The following is a 17,713-nucleotide window of genomic DNA, read 5'->3' on the forward strand; positions in this document are numbered from 1 at the left end:
TGCATACACCCAGGCGCTTTCACCCTCTGAAAAACCCTCGCCGTCCTCGTTGACATTGGGCAAGCCGGGCGGCGGGCCACCGGAGTAAAACGGGGGCCTTGTGCACCGTGGAAGCCCCAGCGACATGCAACGCGACCCCTTCACCCCCGTGGCGTCCGACGCCACCCCCGTGCAGCCCATCAGCCTCGACGTGCTGCGCGAAAAGTACCTCAAGCCCGGCGAGACGGAGGTGCAGGACCTCTACCGCCGCGTGGCGCGGGCCCTGGCCTCGGTGGAGCCCGCCGCCGAGCGCGCGGCGCACGAGGCGCGCTTTCTCGCCAACCTGCGCGCGGGCGCCATCGGGGCGGGCCGCATCATGAGCGCCGCCGGCACCGACATCCAGGCCACGCTCATCAACTGCTTCGTGCAGCCCGTGGGCGACTGCATCCAGGGCATGGACGACGGCGGCTATCCCGGCATCTACGAGGCCCTGCGCGAGGCCGCCGAGACCATGCGGCGCGGCGGTGGCGTGGGCTACGACTTCTCGCGCATCCGACCCAAGGGCGCGCAGGTCAAGGGCACGGCCTCGCTGGCCTCGGGGCCGTGCAGCTACATCAACGTTTTCGACCAGTCGTGCTCCACGGTGGAGAGCGCCGGCGCGCGGCGCGGCGCGCAGATGGGCGTGCTGCGCATCGACCACCCCGACGTGCTCGAATTCATCACCGCCAAGCGCACCCCCGGGCGGTGGAACAACTTCAACGTGTCGGTCGGCGTGACCGATGCCTTCGTGCAGGCCGTGGCCGATGGCCAGCCGTGGGACCTGGTGCACCCCGCGCGCCCCGGCGCCGCGCTGCTGGCGCAGGGCGCGGTGCAGCGCACTGACGGCCAGTGGGTCTACCGCACCGTGCCGGCCCGCGACCTGTGGGACACCATCATGCGGTCGGCCTACGACTTCGCCGAGCCGGGCATCCTGTTCCTCGATGCGATCAACCGCGACAACAACCTGCATTACTGCGAGGCAATCGCGGCGACGAATCCCTGTGTCACGGCCGACACCTGGGTGCTGACGGCGGACGGCCCGGCGCAGGTGGCCGACCTCATCGGGCGTCGGTTCGGCGCGGTGGTGGACGGCCGGGTCTTCTGCACGGAAAGCGAAGGATTTTTCAAGACCGGCCACAAGCCCGTGATCGCCCTGCGCACGCGCGAAGGCCACACGCTGCGCCTCACGCCCGACCACCGCGTGCGCCGCGTGGCGCGGCAGACCCGCTACGCCCAGTCCCTGGAGTGGACGGCGGCCGGCGACCTGCAGCCGGGCGACCAGATCGTGCTGCACGACCACCGCGCGCTCGGCGGATGGGATGGCGCGGGCACCGAGGCCGAGGGCTACCTGCTCGGCCTGCTCGTGGGCGACGGCACCTTGAAGGCCGACAAGGCCGTGATCTCGGTCTGGGCACCCGAATTGCGGCAGGTGGGCAACGGCACCGTGGCCTATGCCGCCACCGGCGCGGCAGGCATCGTGCAGGCGGCCGAAGCCGCCGCGGCCACGTTGCCCCACCGGTCGGATTTCAGCGGCGTCCAGCGCCCCGTCGGCACGCGCGGGGAGGCCCGCATGGCCAGCGCCGCGCTGTGGCGACTGGCGCACGCCATGGGCCTGCGGCCCGGCCACAAGACGATCACGCCGGCCATGGAATGCGGCTCCTCCGCCTTCGCCGCCGGCCTGCTGCGTGGTTTGTTCGATGCCGACGGTTCGGTGCAGGGCGCCCAGGACAAGGGCGTGAGCGTGCGCCTGTCGCAAAGCGATGCCGAACTGCTGCGCACCGTGCAGCGCATGCTGCTGCGCTTCGGGATCGCCTCCACGCTGTACACCGGCCGCCGCCCCGCGCAGCACTCTGTGCTGCCCGACGGGCGTGGCGGCACCCGGGCCTACCCCACGCAGGCGCAGCACGAACTGGTGGTGTCCGGCGACAACCTGCAGGTGTATGCCGATCGCATCGGCTTTGCCGACACCGCCAAGGCCGCTCGCCTGGAGGCCGCCCTGGCGGGCGACCAGCGCCGGCTGAACCGCGAGCGCTTCACCGCCACCGTGGATTCCATCGCGGCCGATGGGTGCGAGGACGTGTACGACGTCACCGTGGCCGACTGCCACGCGTTCGACGCGAATGGCCTGTATGTGCACAACTGCGGCGAGCAGCCGCTGCCGCCCTACGGCTGCTGCGACCTGGGGCCCATCATCCTCACGCGCTTCGTGCGCAACCCGTTCGGGCTGGCGGGCGCGCCGGCCTTCGATTTCGAGGCCTTCGAGCAGAGCGTTGCCACGCAGGTGCGCGCGCTCGACAACGTGCTGGAGGTGACCTTCTGGCCGCTGGAGGCGCAGCGCGCCGAGTCGGCCGCCAAGCGGCGCATCGGCGTGGGCTTCACCGGCATGGGCAACGCGCTGGCCATGCTGTGCCTGCGCTACGACCGCGACGCGGGCCGCGCCATGGCCGCGCAGATCGCCGAGCGCCTGCGCGATGCGGCCTATGCCGCGTCGGTGGCGCTGGCGCGCGAGAAAGGGGCGTTCCCGAAGTTCGATGCGGCCGGCTACCTGGCGCCCGGCACCTTCGCCAGCCGGCTGCCGCAGGCGCTGCAGGCGCAGATCCGCGAGCATGGCATCCGCAACAGCCACCTGCTGTCGATCGCGCCCACGGGCACGGTGAGCCTGGCCTTCGCCGACAACGCCTCCAACGGCATCGAGCCGCCGTTCTCGTGGACCTACAAGCGCAGGAAGCGCGAGGGCGACGGCCGCATGAGCGAATACGCGGTGGAAGACCACGCCTGGCGGCTGTACCGCGCGCTGGGCGGCGATGTGAACGCGCTGCCCGATTACTTCGTGAGCGCGCTGTCCATGCCCGCCGCCGACCACATCGCCATGATGGAGGCGGTGCAGCCCTTCGTGGACACGGCGATCTCCAAGACGGTGAACGTGCCGGCCGACTACCCTTACGAGGACTTCAAGGGCCTGTACCTCGCCGCCTGGCGCGCCCGCCTCAAGGGGCTGGCCACCTACCGGCCCAACACCATCCTGGGCGCCGTGCTGGAAACGCATGCGCCCGAGGCCGCACCGGCGCCGGTCGCGCCCGTAGCGACACCCGCATCGGCCGCAGCCCCCATCGACCCGATGCGCACCGTGATCGAAAGCCGTCCCAAGGGCGCCCTGCCGGCCGTCGCCGAGAAGGTGGAGTACTGGACGCAGGAGGGCCACAAGACGCTGTACCTGGTGGTGTCGTTCCTGCCGGTGCCGAATGCCGGCGGCACGGGCACGGTGGACCGCGCCATCGAGTTCTTCATGCCCGTGGGGCAGAGCGGCGAATCGCAGCAGTGGATCACCTCCAGCATGCGCATGCTCTCGCTGGCCGCGCGCGGCGGCTTCCTGGAGCGCGCCCTGAGCGACATGCGCAAGGTGGCGTGGGATCGCGGCCCCGTGCGCCTGGGCACGCGCCAGCGCGAAGACGGCACGCGCGTGCCGCTGTGGCACGACTCCGAAGTGGCCGCCATGGCCTATGCCATCCAGAACATCCTGGCCAGCCGCGTGCCCGACCCGGTGCAGCAGGTGCTGCCGCTGGACGAGCCCGAGGCGCCCATGGGCATGCCGCCCGCGATGGCCGGCAAGAAGTGCCCCGAGTGCGGTGCGCACGCGGTGATCCGCAAGGACGGCTGCGACTACTGCACGCAGTGCGGACACCTGGGCACGTGCGGGTAAGGGGCGGGCAGGGCCGGGGGCCGGCGCGCGCTAGCGCAGGCCCAGCCGGGTGAGCTTCTTGATCAGCCCGGCGCGCGAGATGCCCAGGCGGCGCGCGGCCTCCGACTGGTTGCCCTGGGTGGCCTCCATCGCTTCCCCCACCATGCGGGTTTCCAGCTCGAAGATGGCCGCATCCAGCGCGCCGACGGGGGCGGCCGCTGCCGCATCGGCAGGGCCCGCATCCGGCAGGTGCGCCAGGTCGCCGCTGGCGAACCGCAACAGGTCGAGGTCGATGCGCAGGTGGCCCGGGGCGATGAGCGCGCCGGCCGACTCCACCAGGGCCCGGAGCTGGCGCACGTTGCCCGGCCAGGGCTGCGTGGCGAGCCAGGCCTGGGCGTCAGGCGCGAAAAGGGCCTGCGGCGCCACGCGGCGCAGAAAGTGCGCGGCCAGCAGCGGCACGTCCATGCCCCGCTCGGCCAGCGGTGGGATGCGCATCACCACGCCCTTGAGGCGGTAAAAGAGGTCCTCGCGAAAGCCGCCGTCCTGGATCATGCCCTCCAGGTCGCGGTGCGTCGCCGACACCACGCGCACGTCGGCCTTCTTCATCTCGCGCCCGCCCACGGGCAGGAAGGTGCCCTCTTGCAGGAAGCGCAGCAGCTTGACCTGCATGGCGGGCGGCATCTCGCCCACTTCGTCCAGGAAGAGCGTGCCGCCGTGCGCGGTTTCCACCAGGCCCGGCTGGTCGCGGTGGGCGCCGGTGAAGCTGCCTTTCAGGTGGCCGAAAAGCTCGCTCTCCAGCAGCTCGCTGGACAGGGCGCCGCAATGGATGATCGCGAAAGGGCCCTGCCGGCGCGCGCTGCACTGGTGCAGGGCGCGGGCCACCAGCTCCTTGCCCGTGCCGGTGGGCCCGAGCACCATCACGCTCACCGAGGTGCCGGCCACGCGGCGCACCATGGCGCGCAGCTGCTGCGCGGCAGGCGACTGGCCGACGATGCCCAGGTCTTCGCTGCCCTCGCGTGCGCGCAGCTCCCGCAGCTCTTCGTCCAGGCGGGATTTGTGCATGGCGCGCGAGACGACGAAGCGCAGCATGTCCGGGTCGATGGGCTTGGTGAGGAAGTCCCACGCGCCCTTTTCGGCGGCGCGCAGGGCGAGTTCCCGGTCGCCGTGGCCGCTCAGGACCACCACGACCGAGCCCGCGAACTGCCCGATCAGCTCCAGGCCCGCTTCGGGGTCCATGCTGGGCGGCATGGCGAGGTCGAGCAGCACCACGTGGGCGCGGTCCTGTCCGAAGGCCCAGGCGGCCTCTTCGCCGCTGCCGGCCACGGTGACCCGGTGGCCCAGTTCACGCAGGAAGGAGCTGCCCAGCCGCTGGTAGGCGGGCTCGTCGTCCACCAGCAGGATGTGGCCCAGGGAGGGAGAAGCGGTCATGGTCGGTGGGGAGGAAAGGTCAGGGTGAAGCAGGTGCGCCAGGGTGGGCGCTCGGTCAGGGTGGCCGTGCCGCCGTGCGCGGCCATGATGCGCGCGACGATGGCCAGGCCCAGCCCGGTGCCGCCCGGGCTGCGCGAGGCGAAGGGCTGGAACAGCCGCTCGCGCAGCTCGGCGGGAATGCCGGGCCCGTCGTCGCAGACATGCAGCCGCAGGCCGTCATCGCCCGACTCGGCATCCACGTGCACCCGCCGCTGGCCTGCGGCGGCCTGGGCGTTGGTGAGGAGGTTGGCCAGCACCTGGTCCAGCCGCGCGGGGTCGGCGTGCACGGGGCAGGGCCCGTCCAGCCCAGGCCCCAGTTCCACGGATGGGGCGTGGCGGATCGCCTGGTGCACCTGCTGCGACAGGTCGATGGCCCGCGGCTCGATCTGCCAGGGCTTGGCGTAGTCCAGCAGGTCCTCCGCCAGGCGCGAGATGCGGGCGATCTGCTCCTGCACGTCCTTGCGGACCTCGGCCGGGGAAAAGGCCGTGGCCATGGCGATCACGTTCAGCGGGTTGCGCAGGTCGTGCGCGACGGTGGCCGCGAGCGAGCCCAGTTCGGCCAGGCGGGCCTGCAGCTGCCGCTCGCGCTCGCGCTGCTCTGCGGCCGCGGCGTTTTCCACCTGGCCCGCGGCCTGCACGAGGACGGTGCCGAACAGCTCCGCCAGATGCCGCTGCCCGGGCGGCGCCTGCTCGAACCCGTGCAGCCGGGCCTGCCACTGGGCGCCGTCCTTGCGGCAGTGCACCGTGGGGGTGTGCGGATCGGGGGCGAGCGAGGGGCCCGTGACCACCCGCACGGCCACGCCCATGCGCTGGGACAGCAGCGAGGCGGCGATGGACGAGAGTTCGCCGAGCGATTGGGCCGTGGACAGCGCGCCGCGCCAGGTGTCCAGGTCGTGCGCCGTGGGGGTGCCGCCGGGGTAGACCAGGCGCTCGGCCAGCCGGCGCACCGGCCCGCTCCAGGCCAGGCAGGTGGCGGCCACCACGGCGGAGGTGAGCCAGCGCGACTCCACCGGCAGCAGCAGGGTCAGCGGCACGGCCAGCAGGCCCAGGAACAGCACGATCGCCCAGGCCAGGGCCCGCCGCGCCCAGGCGTTGGCCATGAAGACCCGGTAGCGCAGGATGCCGTAGACCAGGATCAGCGGGTACGCGGGGAAAGCCAGCACCTGCCAGGGGTACTGGGGAATGCGCAGGGCCGCGAACGCGTAGCCCGAGATGCACATCAGCCCCCAGCCGCACGAGAGGGCCACGGCCGCGATCTGCCGGCGTTCGGTGGCCACCCGCGTCTGCCAGAAGGCCTTGGCCAGCACCAGCAGGCCCGCGCTCGCGCAGGTGGCCCAGACCAGGCTGGTGGTCCATCCCGCCGCATTGGGCACCACCACCCACTGCACGCCGGTGAATGGCGGAAAGTGCTCGAACGCGCCCGGCGGCACCCACCAGGACAGCGCGGTCGCGCCGCACGCCGCGCCGTAGGCCAGCCGCAAGGCCCAGGGCCGCAGCCGCTGGCCCGTGAAGATGGCGCAGAAGTGCAAGAACGCCGCGGACGTGATGGGCACCGTCGCCAGCAGGGCCATGGCGAAGGGCGCGGTGCCGATGCCGGCCCAGTTGGGCAGCTCGTTGCCCACGATCCACAGCCCCACGCCGAGCAGGAAGACGATCAGCAGCCGGGCGCCCGCCACGTGCTGGGCCCACAGCCACAGCACGCCGGACAGGGCCAGGGTCTGAACGAATGCCAGGGCGAGCGCGATGTGAATGGCCATCCGGCACTGTAAACCGTGTCGACAGCGCGCCCGCGGCAGCTGTCTACCGCGTTGACAGGTGGATTAAAAAACCGTTTGAAATCAAAGGTCTGTGCGCTGGCACGTGCCCTGCAATACAGAAGGCATGAAGACCGCCACACCCCTCCTTCTGCCCCGCGATGCCGATGCCCGTGCCCCTGCCGAGGTGCCGGCGCCCCTGGACTTGGCCGCACTGCTGGGCGCGACCCAATGGCACCGGCTTTCGCCGGCGATCCGCCGCCGTTTCGCGGCAGGCCATGCGCCGGTGCGCTACAGCGGCGCGCTGGACGTCCGGCGCTCCCGCATGGGCCGGTGCTTTGCCTGGGCCTCGCGCCTGCTGGGCGAGCCGCTGCTGGATGCCGACGAGACCGGCGTGCCCGCCGAGGTGCGGGTGCACTGCGACGCACGCGGCGGTGTCGTGTGGGAGCGCCACCTTCGCCTGCCGGGGCGGCGCGACGCCGCCGTCGTGCGCTCGACCAAGCTGCGCGGCCCGGACGGCGGCCTGCAGGAGCGCACGAGCGGCGGGCTGTCCATGGCGCTCGACGTGGTGGTGGAGGACGGGGCCCTGGTGTTCTACAGCCGCCGCTATTTCCTGGCGCTGGGCGCGTTCTGCGTGCCCATTCCCGATTGGCTCACGCCGGGGCGGTGCCGGGTCGAGCACCGCGACGAAGGGCCGGGCAAGTTCCGCTTCACCCTGGACATGGCGCACCCGCTGTGGGGCTGCACGTTTTTTCAAACCGGTGTGTTCACCGATCCCGAGGAGTGATTCCATGGACATCGTTTTCATCGTTCTGACAGTGCAGGCCCTGATGGGGGCGTTCGACAACCTCTGGCACCACGAATGGTCCGCCCGCCTGCCGCAGCGAACCTCGGCCCGCCATGAGCTGCTGCTGCATGCGGCGCGCGAGGCCATCTACGGCGTGCTCTTCCTAGGGTTCGCCTGGGTGCAGTGGCAGGGCTGGTGGGTGCTGCTGCCGACGGCCCTGCTGGCGGTGGAGATCGTGATCACCGCGGCGGACTTCCTGGAGGAGGACCGCAGCCGCCGCCTGCCGCCCGCCGAGCGGGTGCTCCACACGCTGCTGGCAGTGAGCTATGGCGTGCTGGTCGGCGTGATCGCACCCCTGTTCGCGGCGCACGCGACCCTGCCGACCGGCGTGGTGCGGGTTGGGCACGGGGCCTGGTCCTGGCTGTTCACGGTGGCGGCCGTGGTGGTGCTGGCCTGGAGCGTGCGCAATGCGTTCGCCGTCGTGCGGCTGCGGGCGGCCGTGCCATCCGCTGAACCCCTGCCCGTTGCCGCCCACGGGCCTGCGGTGCTGGTGACGGGCGCCACCGGCTTCATCGGCACGGCGCTGGTGCGCCGGCTGCAAGGCGAAGGCCGGCGCGTGATCGTCTGGACGCGCGATCCGCTGCAGGCTCGCGCGACCTTCGGCCCGCAGGTCTGGGCGCTGGACCGCCTGGAGGACATCCCGGGCGAGACGCGCATCGACGCCGTGGTCCACCTGGCCGGCGCGCCGGTCCTGGGCCGGCCGTGGACCCGAGCGCGGCGCCGGCAACTGGTCGAGAGCCGGGTCGGGACGGCGCGGCAGCTCCTGGGGCTGATGCAGCGCCTGCACTACCCGCCCGCCGTGCTGGTGGGGGCGTCGGCCGTGGGTTTCTACGGTGTGCCTGCGGTCGACACGCCGGTGGACGAACGCGGCGCGCCGCAGCCCGGGCGCTTCCAGTCGGACCTGTGCGCCCAGGTGGAGCGCGCGGCAGGCGCGGCACAGGCCCTGGGCGTTCGGGTGGTCTGCCTGCGGATGGGCCTGGTGCTGGGGCCGCAGGGCGGGGCCTATTCGCCGCTGGCCTGGGCGGCACGGGCCGGACTCGGCGCCGTGCTCGGCAGCGGGCGGCAGCGCGTGCCGTGGATTCACCGCGACGATGCGGTGGGCCTGGTCTGCCATGCCCTGTCCCACCCCGGCATGGCCGGCCCCGTGAATGCCGTGGCACCGGACGTGCCCTCGCAGGCGCGGTTCGCCGCGGCGATGGCGGCCTCTTTCGGCAGGCCGGTGCTGCTGCGGATGCCGGCGTGGCCCTTGCGCGCCGCGCTGGGGGAGATGTCCGAACTCCTGCTCTGCGGGCAGCACGCGGTGCCCCGGCGCGCCCTCGCCGAGGGCTATGCGTTCACGCACCCCTCGCTGGCCGGCGCGCTGGGCGCCCTGGCCCGGCCCGGGACCGCGGCCCCGGGCGAACCGCTGCGCCCCGCGGCCCGGCCCTCCTGACCCTGGCGGATTGGTTTGCTATTAATTAAATAGCATCGAGGACAATGAGTACTAGGGCATTCGGCCTTTTTCATCGCAATCCTGGGTGAGCAAAAGGGGGCCGGTGCCGCGCGGGCGATACTTTCCCCTCCCCTGGATTTCGCCGCTCCGCGCCCGCCGATGCTCTCTTTTCCACCTGCCCGCATCCTTCTCACCCTGGCCCTGGCCCTTGCGGCTGCGGTGGTGTGCCTGGCCCTGCACACGCCACTGCCCTGGATGATCGGCCCGCTGGTCGCCACCGCGCTGCTGTCCATCTCGGGCGTGCCCACGGCCAGTTCGCGGCGCCTGCGCAATGCCGGGCAGTGGACTCTGGGCGCGGTGCTGGGCCTGTATTTCACGCCGCAGGTCACCGCGCTGGTGGCGGGGCTGTGGTGGGCGATCGCGCTGGGTGTGGCGTGGGCGCTGTTCGGGGGCTGGCTGTTCGGCGCGTGGCTGTACCGCGTGCATGCGCCGCATTTGCAGGGCGTCCCGGCGCCGGTGGTGCGCGCGACCAGCTATTTCTCGGGCGCCATCGGCGCGGCCTCGGAGATGACCCTGCTGGCCGAGCGCGAACACGCCCGCACCGACCTCGTGGCCGCCAGCCACAGCCTGCGGCTGGTGATCGTGACGGTGACCATTCCGTTCGCGCTGCAGTTCAGCGGCCTGCACGGCCTGGACCTGCTGCCGCCCGCCGTGCGCGTGGTGGATGTGCAGGGCCTGGCGCTGCTGGCCGGCCTCACCGGCCTGGGCGCGCTGGCGATGGATCGCCTGGGCCGCGCCAACCCCTGGTTCATGGGCGCGCTGCTGGTCTCGATGGGCCTGGCCATGGCGGGCGTTACGCTGTCGGCCGTGCCGCAGGCGCTGATCAACGCGGCGCAGCTGGTGATCGGCGTCAGCCTGGGGGTGCGCTTTCGCCCCGGCTTTTTGCACACCGCGCCGCGCTGGCTGGGCTCGGTGGCGATCGGCACGCTGGTGCTGCTCGCCGTGTGCGCCCTGTTCGCGGTGGCGCTGTCCCGGGCCACCGGGCTGCACTGGGTGACGATGGTGCTGGCCTCGGCCCCCGGTGGCATCGCCGAGATGTCGATCACCGCCAAGGTGCTGCAGCTGGGCGTGCCGGTGGTGACGGCCTTCCAGGTGTGCCGGCTGATCGCCGTGCTGCTGCTGGTGGCGCCGTTGTATCGGTGGATTTACCCGGGGGATGCGTTGGCCGGGTGAAGGGCCGGCAGGCGTTCCGAACGCCATCTGGTGGTGCTGTGGGCGCCCGGCGGGCAGAACCGGCCCTACAAAGTGCCGGAAGCGGTGACGGCCAGGCACAAGGTCTGGTACCCCTATATCCGCCGCTACAGCAGCACCGTGCAGGCCAAGGGCGAGGCGGAGCAGGAGCTGCTGAGCCTGACGGCCAAAGTGCCCTGGGACGACCGGTTTTGTCAGGCAACCACGGTGGCTTCGCTGTCCAAGCCGTTGATGCAGGCATTCCTGCAGGAGGTGGACAGTGCCTTGGCCGCTGATGCGGCCGACCTGTCGGTCGAAGCGCTGGGCCGGCAGATGAATGTGGTGGGCGGGCCTGCCGAGTCGCCCTGGCCCAAGAACGTGGGGCTGCTGTTCTTCAACGAGGCACCCACGGATTTCTTTCCGGGCGCACAGGTGGATGTGGTGGCGTTTCCTCAAGGCACTGGCGGGGATGTCATCGTCGAGAAGTCTTTCCAGGGCCCGTTGTCGCGCATGGTTCGCGAGGCGCTCGATTACCTGCAGCGCAACTACCTGCACGAAACGGTGGCCAAGCACCCCCAGCGGGCCGAGGCCACTCGGGCCTGGAATTTCCCGTTCGCGGCGGTGGAGGAGGCGTTGGTGAATGCGGTGTACCACCGCACTTACGAGAGCCACGATCCGGTGGAGGTCCGCATCGGCCCGGATGAACTGGTGGTGCTGAGTTACCCGGGGCCGGATCGGTCGGTGCGGCTGGAGGATCTGCGGACAGGCCGTGCCGTCAGCCGGCGCTACCGCAACCGGCGCATCGGTGAGTTCCTCAAGGAGCTTCGGCTCACGGAAGGCCGCGCCACGGGCATCCCGAAAATTCTCAAGGCGATGCGTGCCAATGGATCACCGGAACCGGTGTTCGAAACCGACGACGAGCGGTTGTCGTTCGTGGTGCGATTGCCGGTGCACCCGCTGGCCCAACCAATCACCGCGGAAGTCGCCGCGGAAGTCACCGCGGAAGTCGCGAGGCTTCTCGGGGTTTTGCAGGGGGAGATGCCCCGTGCGTCGTTGATGGACGCCGTGGGCCTCAAGCATGCGGAGCATTTCCGCAAGGCCTACCTGCTGCCCGCTCTGGCCGCGGGCCTGGTGGAAAGGACCATGCCGGACAAGCCGAACAGCAAAAACCAGCGCTACCGGATCACGGCGTCAGGCACCCGCTGGCTTCGGCAGCATGCAGGCGAGCGCGTTGATTGAACTGAAGCAATAGGTCGCAGCTGGATGATGGCTCTAGATGGTCGACGGGCCATACAGGCCTTTTCACCTGCCAGCGGTCAGTGCACCACCACCGGGTTCTGCGCCAGCCCCACGTAGCCGTCCAGCGTGTCCTCGACTTCTTCCTGCGTGGGGGTGTCGCGCTGCCAGGCCAGGATCTGCTGCTGGAACATTTCGGCCCACGAGCCGTCCAGGTACACCTCCTTGCCGGAGCGCTTGTCCACGATTTCGAAGCCGTGGCGCGCCAACTGGGGCGGGGTGGGCCAGCCTTTGGGGGCGCCGTCCGCCGCGGCATCCGGCTGCATGTGGACCACCACGAAGGTTTCGGAGTCATAGAGCATGTGCATGGTGTTCCTCTGTCGGTGTATTGCTGTCAGATGGCCACCCAGGTCGCTAAGTTCAAGCCCTGGCGCTTTCGGCGGTCGGTGAAAACCCGCCGGCTGCGTGAAAACAGTATTTCATGAATCCTGTGCGCGGACGGCCTGATCCGCGAAGTAACCGCACTGTCCCACGCCCATGTGGGCGAAACCGCACAGGTTCTCGGGCGGTTCGCCGCGCCGCAAGCCGCGATCAGGGCGGCGCGTTGGCGCTCAGGCGCAGGTCGGCGAAGTCGCCGTTGGACTGCGTGATGCGGATGCGCGCCGGCAGAAAGCCCAGCGACGGCGCAAGCCACAGCTCGGCCTTCTGGTCGTATTCCTTGCGCGGCAGGCGCTGCAGCTTGAGCGCGGGGGTGGCGCCGCGGGGCAGGTCCAGCATCTCGGTGCCTTCCACGGTGAAGGTCCAGCGGTCGGCGTAGCGCGCGCCCACGGTGGTCAGGGTGATCTGGGTGCCGTCGGGGTAGCGCTCGGGGGCGGCGGCCAGCAGGGCGCCCAGCTGGATGAACACGCTCAGGCGGTCCTGTGCGCCGGCGCCGATGGCGGCCTGCGGCGTGTTGGCGCTGAAGGTCACGCGCCCCTGGCCGAAGTTGAAATGAGCGGCTTGTTCGCTGCGGGCCTTGTCGCCGAAGCGTTCCGGCTGCAGGCCGCTGGCGGTCACCTGGCCGGTGCTGGTCTGCGAGCGTGCGCCGATCAGGAAGGCCTTGATCTCCTGCCGGGCTTCGTAGCGGGCGCCGTCGTGGCGCCACAGCAGTTCGGCGCTGGCGCGGTAGTTGAACTTCTTGGCCTGGCCGCTCACCTCGAACTCCAGGCGCACCGGATCGGGCAGGCGCGCGGGCGGTGGCGTGGTGCTGGCGGTGTTGGCGCCAGCGCCGGGCGGTCGGATGTCCACGCCGGCGCTGCTGTCCTGGGCGCTGTCGGTGGGGGCCGATGCCGCGGCGGTCGGTGGGGCGGTCGGGGCCGAAGCCGTTGGCGCGGGCGGCGTGGCCGCCTCGGCGGTGGCAGCCTCTGCCGTGGCATCTGCGGCCGGGGCCATGGCGGTGGTTTCCGCGGGGGAGGCCGCCGGGGCCGGGCCATCGCCGCCCGGCGGCGGTTCGGCGGCCTGCGCCGTGGGCTCCGGTGCCGCCGGTGGGGCGGCGGCCGGCTGGCGCGCGGGGGCGGGCCGGGGCCGGGGTTTGGCGGCTGCGGCCGGGCGGAGCGGCGGTGCAGGCGCCGGGGCGGCTTCGGCCGGCGGCGGCGCGGCGGGCGGCTCAGGTGGGGGCGGTGGCGCCACGGTGCGGGTGTGGAAGGCCATGCGCACCGGCGCGCCGCGATCCTGTCCGCCGCCCAGGGGCAGGCCCACCAGCACCCAGGCGTGCACGGCCAGCACCAGCAGGGTCAGCAGGACGAGGACGCGGCGCGGCATGGGTTCAGTGTCCGGACGGCAGCATCGTCGCGGCGGTGGCCGGACGCCGGCCTGCACCGCCGGCGTGGCCCGCACGTGGCCCCGGCCCGCTCATGCGCAACCGTGGCCCAGGTCGCGCGACAGCGCCTGGGCGGCGGCGCGCAGCGGCGCGTCGATGGCGCCGCCCCAGGCGGGATCGAACGTGGCGATCGAGCCCAGCGTGGTGATGCCCAGGGCCAGGTGCCCGTCGGCGTCGAACACCGGGGCGCAGAACGCGACGATGCCCGGCAGCAGGGTGTCCACCACGCGGGCCGCGCCGCGCTCGCGCACCTCGGCCAGCAGGGCGTCGACGGCGGCGGCGTCGGTGGGCAGATCGGTGCGGCCCAGCTTGGCGGCGTGGGCCAGCTCTTCCTGAAGCAGCGCGGCCGTGGCCTCGCGCGGCAGATGGGCGCAAAAGCAGCGGCCGGTGGCGGAGGCCAGCAGCGGCATGACGTCGCCCAGGCGCAGGTTGGCGGTCACGGCCTGGGGCGATTCCTCCCAGTGCACGATGGTCGGGCCGCGGTTGCCCCACACGGCCAGCGCCAGGGTGTGGCCGATGGTGTCCATCAGCGCGGGCATGCGCTCGCGCGCCAGGCGCATCGCATCGAGCCGCGCGAGCGAGGCCAGGCCCAGCTTGAGGGCGGCCGGTCCCAGGTCGTAGCGTGCGGTGCCCGGGTCCTGCGCCACCAGCCCCAGGCGCTGGAAACTCACGAGGTAGCGGTGCGCCTTGGCGGCGCTCATGCCGGCCGTGGCCGCGAGGTCCTTGAGCATCAGCGGTCCGCGCGACCGGGTCAGCCCCTCCAGCAGGGCGAAGCCGACTTCCACCGACTGTATGCCTGCCCGTTCCTTGTCCATCTGCACTAGAATTTCCAGAGTTTTGTTTAGTTAAATCAATTTAACCATTCGTAATTCGTGCCGGGCACCCGCCGCCGGTGCGTTGGAAGACAAGAGGTCTGAGCCCCATGAAACTCGCCACCTACAAAGATGGTTCCCGCGACGGCCAGCTGGTCGTCGTCTCCCGCGACCTGAGCACGGCCCATTATGCGACCGGCATCGCGAGCCGCCTGCAGCAGGTGCTGGACGACTGGGGCTTCCTGTCGCCCCAACTGCAGGACCTGTACGACCAGCTCAACGCCGGCCGCGCCCCGCACGCGTTTCCCTTCGATCCCGCCCAGTGCATGGCCCCGCTGCCGCGCGCCTACCAGTGGGCGGACGGCTCCGCCTACATCAACCACGTCGAACTGGTGCGAAAAGCGCGCAACTCCGAGGTGCCCGAGAGCTTCTACACCGACCCGCTGATGTACCAGGGCGGCAGCGACGACTTCATCGGCCCGCGCGACGACGTGGTCGTGCCGAGCGAGGCCATGGGCATCGACTTCGAGGCCGAGATCGCCGTCGTCACCGGCGACGTGAAGATGGGCACCACGCCCGAGCAGGCGCTGGACGGCATCCGCCTGGTCATGCTGGCCAACGACGTCTCGCTGCGCAACCTCATCCCGGCCGAACTGGCCAAGGGCTTCGGCTTCTTCCAGTCCAAGCCCGCCACCGCGTTCAGCCCGGTCGCCATCACGCTCGACGAACTGGGCGACGCCTGGGACCAGGGCCGCGTGAACCTCACGCTGCAATCGACCTGGAACGGCCGCAAGGTCGGCATGTGCGATGCCGGCCCCGAGATGACCTTCCACTTCGGCCAGCTCATCGCCCACGTGGCCAAGACGCGCAACGTGCGCGCGGGCTCCATCATCGGCAGCGGCACGGTCAGCAACCGCGGCGTGGAGCAGAACGGCCGCACCGAGTGGCCCAAGGGCTACAGTTGCATCGCCGAAAAGCGCTGCATCGAGACCATCCAGGACGGCAAGCCCTCCACCGAGTTCATGAAGTTCGGCGACACCATCCGCATCGAGATGAAGAACAAGGCTGGCCAGAGCCTGTTCGGCGCCATCGACCAGAACATCGCGGCCCCGCAATGACGACCCGCGCGGGGCTGGCCCGGCTCGCGCTGGCGGCGTGGCTGTTGCTGCCGGGCGCCTTGCTGGCGCAGCAGGCGCCGGCCATGGCCGCGCCAGCCGCTGCCCCCGCGAGTGCCGCCAGTGACGATGGCCGCGGTGCCCCGCGCTCCTGCCCGCCGGAGGCGGCCCCCTTCGATCCGGCCGAGATGCCGCAGGCCCTGCGCCACGCGCGCGACCGCGGCCTGCTGTGGCGCATCGACAAGGACGGGCGCACCAGCTGGCTCTACGGCACCGTGCACGCGGCCGAGCGCGGCTGGATGTTCCCCGGCCCGACGGTGCGCGCGGCCGTGATGGCCTCGGACCGCGTGGCGCTCGAACTCGACCTGCTGGACCCGGCCGTGATGCAGGCCCTGCAGGCGGCCATGGTGGCCCCGCCCGGTGCGCCCCCGCTTCCGCCGGCCCTGGCCGCCCGCCTCGCCGCCCAGGTGGATGCCGCCTGCCTGGCGCCGGCGATCGCCCGCCTGCGGCCCGAGCTGCAGGCCGTGACGCTCGTGGGGCAGTCGGCGCGCCGCTCGGGCGTGGACCTGGCCTACGGCATCGACGCCGTCATCGCCGGCATGGCCCGCGCGACGGCCAAGCCCATCGTGGCGCTGGAAACCCCCGAGCAGCAGATCCGCCTGCTGGCCTCCGACGACCCGGTCCGCACCGCGGCCGCCGTGGGGGCGGCGCTCGACCAACTCGAAGGCGGGCAGGCGCAACGCTCCATTACCCTGCTCACCCGGGCCTGGTCCGACGGGCGCCTGAACGTGCTGCAGACCTATTCGCAATGGTGCGAGTGCCTCGCCAGCGAGGCCGAGCAGGCCGAATACCGGCAGATGGTGGACGCCCGCAACCCCGGCATGGCCCGCGGCATCGCCGCCGCCCATGACGCCGGGCACCGCGTGTTCGCCGCCGTGGGCGCGCTGCACATGGCGGGCCCCCAGGGGCTGCCGGCCCTGATGGCGCAGCAGGGCTTTCGCGTGCAGCGCGTGGTGTTCCCCGCGCCGGTGCCGCAAGCCGCACCGCCTCGCGGGGCTGGAAATGATTCCAAGCCAGATCAGGCCCCAGCGCAATGAAATCTAGGGCATATCGCTATCAAATCAGTAGCAAATAGAAAAACACGGATGCCCACCGGCGCATCCCTTTCCCCCGACCATCCCCTTGAAGGAGACAAAACCATGCACCGCAGAACCCTGCTCAAAAACGCCCTGGCCGCCGCTGGCGCCACCGCCGGCGCCGCCGTGCCCTGGGCGGCCCAGGCCCAGTCCGACTACCCCAGCCAGCCGATCCGTTGGGTCGTGCCGTACCCGGCCGGCGGCGGTACCGACGTGCTGGCGCGCACCGTGGCCGAAGCCCTGCGCGGCCCGCTGGGCCAGCAGATCGTGGTGGACAACCGGCCCGGCGCTTCCACCAACATCGGCGCGCAGATGGTCGCTACCGCCAAGCCCGACGGCTACACGCTCATGTCGGCCGACAACGCCCTGCTGGCCTACAACGAGCACCTGTTCAGCAAGCTGCCGTTCAGCCCGGAAAAGGACTTCACCTACATCGCCGGCCTGAGCCGCTTTCCGCTCGCGCTGGTGGTGCACCCGGCCTTCGAGGCCAAGACCGTCAAGGACCTGCTGGCCTACGCGCGCGCCAACCCGGGCAAGCTCAACTACGCCTCGCCGGGCAACGGCTCGCCGCACCACCTGGCGATGGAGATGTTCAAGAACCGCACGCAGACCTTCCTGACCCACATCCCTTACCGCGGCGCCGCGCCTGCGCTGCAGGACGTGATGGGCGGGCAGGTGCCCTGCATGTTCCTCGACCTGGCCGCCGGCCTGCCGGTGATCCAGGCCGGCAAGGTGCGGGCGCTCGCCATCGGCTCGGCCAAGCGCGTGCCCGGCCTGCCCGACGTGCCCACGCTGGCCGAGGCCGGCGTGCCCAACACCGAGGTCTATGCCTTCCAGGGCGTGCTCGGCCCCGCAGGCCTGCCGCCTGCGCTGGTGACCCGCCTCAACACCGAGGTCAACAAGGCCCTGGCCAGCCCGCCGGTGGTCAAGCGCATGCAGGACTTCGGCATGGAGCCCCTGGGCGGCACGCCCGAGCAGTTCCGCGCGATGGCCCGCGCGGAGGCCAAGCGGTGGGGGGAGATCATCAAGGCGGCGGGGGTGAAGCTGGATTGAGGGCGGCGCCGATCGCGGCGGGTGCCCAGCGACGCGTGGGCGTTCGCATGGGCAAGGGGTGAATCCGGCAACGGGG

General features: G+C 71.6%; 13 protein-coding genes. 8 read left to right on the forward strand and 5 right to left on the reverse strand.

Annotated elements, in window-relative coordinates; all coding sequences use genetic code 11:
• Positions 1-124: 124 nt before the first annotated feature.
• Positions 125-3,718, forward strand: coding sequence for an LAGLIDADG family homing endonuclease (locus M5C96_RS02690; protein WP_272566956.1), 3,594 nt, complete (start codon positions 125-127; stop codon positions 3,716-3,718).
• Positions 3,719-3,748: 30 nt separating this feature from the next.
• On the opposite strand, the gene M5C96_RS02695 is transcribed toward M5C96_RS02690, so the two are convergent.
• Positions 3,749-5,125, reverse strand: a complete 1,377-nt coding sequence (locus M5C96_RS02695) for a sigma-54-dependent transcriptional regulator (protein ID WP_272566957.1) — start codon at positions 5,123-5,125, stop codon at positions 3,749-3,751.
• Positions 5,122-6,921, reverse strand: coding sequence for a sensor histidine kinase (locus tag M5C96_RS02700; protein ID WP_272566958.1), 1,800 nt, complete (start codon positions 6,919-6,921; stop codon positions 5,122-5,124). The genes M5C96_RS02695 and M5C96_RS02700 overlap by 4 nt, the downstream gene beginning before the upstream one ends.
• Positions 6,922-7,045: 124 nt before the next feature.
• Between M5C96_RS02700 and M5C96_RS02705 the strand changes: the two genes are divergently transcribed.
• From M5C96_RS02705 to M5C96_RS02720, 4 genes are all read left to right on the forward strand, one after another.
• Positions 7,046-7,705 carry a DUF4166 domain-containing protein gene (locus M5C96_RS02705; protein ID WP_272566959.1) on the forward strand — a complete coding sequence of 220 codons (660 nt, stop codon included), beginning with the start codon at positions 7,046-7,048 and terminating at the stop codon, positions 7,703-7,705.
• A gap of 4 nt (positions 7,706-7,709) precedes the next feature.
• Positions 7,710-9,197, forward strand: coding sequence for a TIGR01777 family oxidoreductase (locus M5C96_RS02710; protein WP_272566961.1), 1,488 nt, complete (start codon positions 7,710-7,712; stop codon positions 9,195-9,197).
• A gap of 159 nt (positions 9,198-9,356) precedes the next feature.
• Entirely contained in the window at positions 9,357-10,430 is a 1,074-nt protein-coding gene (locus tag M5C96_RS02715) for an AbrB family transcriptional regulator (RefSeq protein WP_272566963.1), read from the forward strand.
• Between the two features lie 33 nt (positions 10,431-10,463).
• A complete protein-coding gene (locus tag M5C96_RS02720; protein ID WP_272566965.1) occupies positions 10,464-11,666 on the forward strand; it encodes a Fic family protein in 1,203 nt (400 codons plus the stop codon).
• 77 nt (positions 11,667-11,743) lie between these two features.
• On the opposite strand, the gene M5C96_RS02725 is transcribed toward M5C96_RS02720, so the two are convergent.
• The 3 genes from M5C96_RS02725 to M5C96_RS02735 form a co-directional block, all read right to left on the reverse strand.
• Positions 11,744-12,031 (reverse strand): BTH_I0359 family protein, encoded by a 288-nt coding sequence (locus tag M5C96_RS02725; RefSeq protein ID WP_272566968.1) that lies wholly within the window; start codon positions 12,029-12,031, stop codon positions 11,744-11,746.
• A gap of 223 nt (positions 12,032-12,254) precedes the next feature.
• On the reverse strand, positions 12,255-13,463 hold the full coding sequence (locus tag M5C96_RS02730; protein ID WP_272566970.1) for a DUF3108 domain-containing protein: 1,209 nt from the start codon (positions 13,461-13,463) through the stop codon (positions 12,255-12,257).
• A gap of 90 nt (positions 13,464-13,553) precedes the next feature.
• Positions 13,554-14,336: an IclR family transcriptional regulator gene (locus M5C96_RS02735; RefSeq protein WP_272569575.1), complete on the reverse strand. Its 783-nt coding sequence runs from the start codon at positions 14,334-14,336 to the stop codon at positions 13,554-13,556.
• A 107-nt stretch (positions 14,337-14,443) separates the two neighbouring features.
• On the opposite strand from M5C96_RS02735, the gene M5C96_RS02740 reads away from it, so the two are divergent.
• The 3 genes from M5C96_RS02740 (at position 14,444) to M5C96_RS02750 (ending at position 17,637) form a co-directional block, all read left to right on the forward strand.
• Positions 14,444-15,451 carry a fumarylacetoacetate hydrolase family protein gene (locus tag M5C96_RS02740; protein WP_272566971.1) on the forward strand — a complete coding sequence of 336 codons (1,008 nt, stop codon included), beginning with the start codon at positions 14,444-14,446 and terminating at the stop codon, positions 15,449-15,451.
• Entirely contained in the window at positions 15,448-16,545 is a 1,098-nt protein-coding gene (locus M5C96_RS02745) for a TraB/GumN family protein (protein ID WP_272566973.1), read from the forward strand. Before M5C96_RS02740 ends, M5C96_RS02745 begins: the two co-directional genes overlap by 4 nt.
• A 102-nt stretch (positions 16,546-16,647) precedes the next feature.
• Positions 16,648-17,637 (forward strand): Bug family tripartite tricarboxylate transporter substrate binding protein, encoded by a 990-nt coding sequence (locus tag M5C96_RS02750; protein ID WP_272566975.1) that lies wholly within the window; start codon positions 16,648-16,650, stop codon positions 17,635-17,637.
• Positions 17,638-17,713 lie beyond the last annotated feature (76 nt).

Source organism: Acidovorax sp. GBBC 1281, from assembly GCF_028473645.1.
GTDB lineage: Bacteria > Pseudomonadota > Gammaproteobacteria > Burkholderiales > Burkholderiaceae_C > Paracidovorax.